The sequence below is a fragment of the Granulicatella balaenopterae genome (assembly GCF_900111135.1).
Lineage (GTDB): Bacteria > Bacillota > Bacilli > Lactobacillales > Aerococcaceae > Granulicatella > Granulicatella balaenopterae.
Window position 1 is genome coordinate 1 of sequence record NZ_FOGF01000069.1, and the last position, 3,852, is coordinate 3,852.

Genomic DNA, 3,852 nt, shown 5'->3' on the forward strand with positions numbered 1-3,852 from the left:
CCAATAACATTTTCTTCATTAGATAAACGTTTTAAGTGTTCGAACTTTCCTTGTGATAACTGTAATTTTGACATAACCAAATCTCCTTTTTATTTTTAATTTTTATATCATTTTCAGTTACTAAATGTGTGGACGTCTCTCCCATTAAACGCCAAATTAGATTATTAGTATATTATTTAGATAGATAAAGGGTGAATGGTTACCCCTTTTACTACACGGTTAACAGTTCCGCTTGGTGATGGTGTGTCTGGTTTATTACCGACTTTAATAGATGTTAATAGTGAAATTGTTTGTCCCACTAATGCATAAGGTAATGCTAAATAACCATCTGGAATACTTGTATATTCTAAGTCCCCATCAAATGAGAATGATGTGCCTTCAAAGTTGTTTTGAACATCCACACCAATCCCACAAACTAATTCCGCAATTTGATCAGCTTTTAATTCATTTAAGATATCTAAGTCATATTGTCTTGTATAAGTATTATTTGAAACAAAGACAAAGACTAATGATTTATCATTAACGAAAGATTTTGGCCCATGACGAAAACCCATTGATGAATCGAATGCGGTAGCAATTTCTCCAGCTGTTAATTCTAAAATTTTTAATTGAACTTCACGAGCTAAACCGGCTAATGCTCCAGAACCTAAATAAATAACACGTTCAAAGTCAGATTCAAGGTAAGATTTAATCACTGATTCTTTTGCGATTACGGCTTCACCCATTTTAATGATACTTGCAACATATTCTTCTTTTGTATCAATAGTTGTTTGATCAAATAATAACATGGCTGTTAATGTCATACATGTAAAGCTACCAGTCATCGCAAAACCTTGGTCATTTGAACGTTCTGGCATCATTAATAATAAGTTTTTAGGATCTCCTTTTGCAGCAATGGCTAACTTACCTTCCGGCGCACAAGTAATCGTAATTTGATAGAAATCATCGATAATTTGTTGGCCTAATTGTACACTAGCTAGACTTTCTGGTGAATTTCCGCTACGTGCAAAACTAACTAAAATAGTTGGCATATCTTTTTTGAAATAATCAGTTGGATTAGAGACAATATTTGTTGTCCCCACTGATTGGAAATCAAAACGACTTTCATCGCCAAAATGCTTCACAAATGGTAATATGGTATCTCCGACGTATTGTGAGGTTCCTGCACCAGTAAAGATTACTCTAATTTTTTCTTGTGGAATTGATGAGAAAAAGTCATTGATACGCTCTACATTATCTTTGTAGTATGTAAGGGCTTCTTGCCATAATTCTGGTTGTTGTCGAATTTCTCGAGTAGTAATTTCTGCTGTTAATGCAGTTAGTTCTGTTGTTGATAATTCGAACATAAGACTCCTTCCTTCCTTTATTCACCGTTTTTTAGATAGGTGAATTCTTTTTTAATTTAGTAAAGAAATACGACAATAGCCGCTTAAGAACTACTGCCGCATCATCTTTTGTAGTTTTTGTTATTAAGCCCAGAATGTAACTCCGAAGTAATGACCGACACCCGCACAAATGATACCGATTGCTAATAATAAGCCAATACATTGAATTGGAGTCCATTTTTTCTTAGCTAATAACCAATATAAAAGCATAGTGATTGATAATGGAATTAATTTTGGTAAGATTCCATCTAAAATATGTTGAATATTAATTGGTGAGTCCCCATTAGCAATTTCAATACCTAATGAAGTACCACCATATAGACAAGTTAATGCCCCAACAACAAATACCCCTAATAATGAAGCTGAACGTGTAAACTCTTTAGCATTTGCCGTTAAAAGACCAATCGCATCTGTCCCAACACGATATGACCAATGCATTAACCAGAAACGAAGAGCAAATTGCGCCCCGTTAAAGATGGCTAAGAATAAGAATGGTGCAATAATATTACCATCTAAAGCTAAATTAGCACTCAAACCAGCTGTAATTGGAACTAATGTGAACCAGAATAAAGCATCCCCGATACCACCTAATGGTCCCATTGCAGCAACACGAACGGCACGAATTGTTTGAATATCTGCTTTACCTTGTTCTAGTGATAAGACAATCCCCATTACAAAGGTTACTAAGAATGGGTGAGTGTTAAAGAATTCCAAGTTGTGAGACATTGATGCTGCTAAGTCATCTTTATCTGTATGAATTTTTTCCAAACCTGGTAAGATACTATATAACCAACCAGCCGCTTGCATACGTTCAAAGTTGAATGAACCTTGTAAGAATACTGAACGCCATGCCATTTTATTTAAAGTTGCTTTATCTAAATTTGGAGCTGGCGTTAAATTTTTATATTGTTCCGGAATATTATATGCCATCTTCTTCACCTCCATCGTCCATCATAGGAGCAGCAGTTTTCATTTTAATGTGGATTTGATAATCCCAGAATGCAATTGCAAAACCAATTACAGCGATTAATAGTAATGCAGAGCCACCTAGAGTTTCGTTAGCTGATACAATATTTGCTAAGGCGAAACCTGCAAAGTAGAAGCCCCATAATTCTTTAGAACCCATAACTTTCAATAAGATTGCGAACCCTACATAACGCATCATTCCACCAGCTGCTGATAATCCACCCATGAACCATTCAGGAATTTGATCTACTAATTCTTTACCAAAAGCTTGTCCTCCTAAGAAGAACATAACTACTACTAAACCAAAGATAGTTCCCAAAGCAGCCATTGCTAGGTAATTTAATTTAGCGATACCTTTTGGATTTGCTTCTTCAGCATATTTATCTGCAACAGACATTACTGGTGCCATCATTGTAAAGATTAAAGTAACACCATATTGTCCTAATACAGCAAATGGATATGCGGCTGCTACTGCGGCGGTAGGTTCTAAACCAACACTAATCGCAAATACAGTCGCCATAATACCACCGATAACAGCATTAGGTGGTTGTGCTCCACCAACTGGCATATTACCAATTGTCATTAATTGGAAAGTAGCCCCCACTACTAAACCTGTTGTTACATCCCCCAAAATAGCACCAATAACTGGTCCCATTACGATTGGTTGATATAGCGATTCTAAAAAGTTAAACTGGTCAATCGCTGCAACGAAGGTCACTAAGAATATTAATAATACCTGAAACCAACTTGCCTCCATATTCGTTTCCCCCTTTTTAAAGTATGTCAACTATTCAAATAATTTCGAAACATCTTCCTTGCCTTCTGTTGGAACTTTTTGAATTTCTAGTTCTACACCAGCTTCTTGTAGTTTTTTGAATGCAGCTACATCATCATCATCAACAGCTACTACCCCAACTACTTGGCGTTTTCCTTCCGCCATATGCATATTACCGATATTGACTTTCTTAATTGGTACCCCGCCTTCCACTAAACGCAATACATCTTGTGGATTTTCACAGACAATAAAGATTTTTTGACGATCAGCTGCTTTGTGAATCACATTGATAGTCTTTTCAATTGAAAAATATCTTGTTTGTGCTCCAGATGGGGCTGCCATATCCATTAAGCCTTGACGCATTTTATCTTTAGAAACTTTATCATTAGCAACTAAAATTAAGTTAGCTCCCAGATAACTTGTCCATTGAGTTGCGACTTGACCATGAATTAAACGATTATCAATTCTTGTTAATAAAATATGTGGCATAAATTTTTCCCTCCCTTCTTTACTAATTTTCACACTGTCATTATAATTAAAAGTAACCGATTACTCAATTAGCTTTTTTAACATTTTTAGTTAGCTTTTTGACAAATTTAACAAAATTACCAAGAAATCTCCTAAGCTTTACCTTCGTGGGATGAATTGTTGTATCAAGATATTTTTGATACAATCATTATTGAGGGATATAAAATGAATTGTTGGAAAAGTGGAAGCCATAATAAA

General features: G+C 35.3%; 4 protein-coding genes. All 4 read right to left on the reverse strand.

Translation table 11 applies throughout. The annotated features are described in order from the left end of the window. Positions 1 to 176: 176 nt before the first annotated feature. On the reverse strand, positions 177 to 1,346 hold the full coding sequence (gene agaS / locus BMX09_RS09575) for an SIS domain-containing protein (protein WP_089748062.1): 1,170 nt from the start codon (positions 1,344 to 1,346) through the stop codon (positions 177 to 179). 123 nt (positions 1,347 to 1,469) lie between these two features. Next, positions 1,470 to 2,315 (reverse strand): PTS system mannose/fructose/sorbose family transporter subunit IID, encoded by an 846-nt coding sequence (locus BMX09_RS09580; protein WP_089748064.1) that lies wholly within the window; start codon positions 2,313 to 2,315, stop codon positions 1,470 to 1,472. Beyond that, positions 2,305 to 3,108, reverse strand: coding sequence for a PTS mannose/fructose/sorbose/N-acetylgalactosamine transporter subunit IIC (locus tag BMX09_RS09585; RefSeq protein WP_089748066.1), 804 nt, complete (start codon positions 3,106 to 3,108; stop codon positions 2,305 to 2,307). Before BMX09_RS09585 ends, BMX09_RS09580 begins: the two co-directional genes overlap by 11 nt. Before the next feature lie 30 nt (positions 3,109 to 3,138). Beyond that, a complete protein-coding gene (agaV, locus tag BMX09_RS09590; protein ID WP_089748068.1) occupies positions 3,139 to 3,615 on the reverse strand; it encodes a PTS N-acetylgalactosamine transporter subunit IIB in 477 nt (158 codons plus the stop codon). Positions 3,616 to 3,852: the final 237 nt, after the last annotated feature.

What these genes read in the sequence shown, in the direction of transcription:
- agaS (WP_089748062.1), bottom strand. Translation starts at nt 1,346, where the DNA reads ATGTTCGAATTATCAACAACAGAACTAACTGCATTAACAGCAGAAATT.
- agaV (WP_089748068.1), bottom strand. Translation starts at nt 3,615, where the DNA reads ATGCCACATATTTTATTAACAAGAATTGATAATCGTTTAATTCATGGT.
- BMX09_RS09585 (WP_089748066.1), bottom strand. Translation starts at nt 3,108, where the DNA reads ATGGAGGCAAGTTGGTTTCAGGTATTATTAATATTCTTAGTGACCTTC.
- BMX09_RS09580 (WP_089748064.1), bottom strand. Translation starts at nt 2,315, where the DNA reads ATGGCATATAATATTCCGGAACAATATAAAAATTTAACGCCAGCTCCA.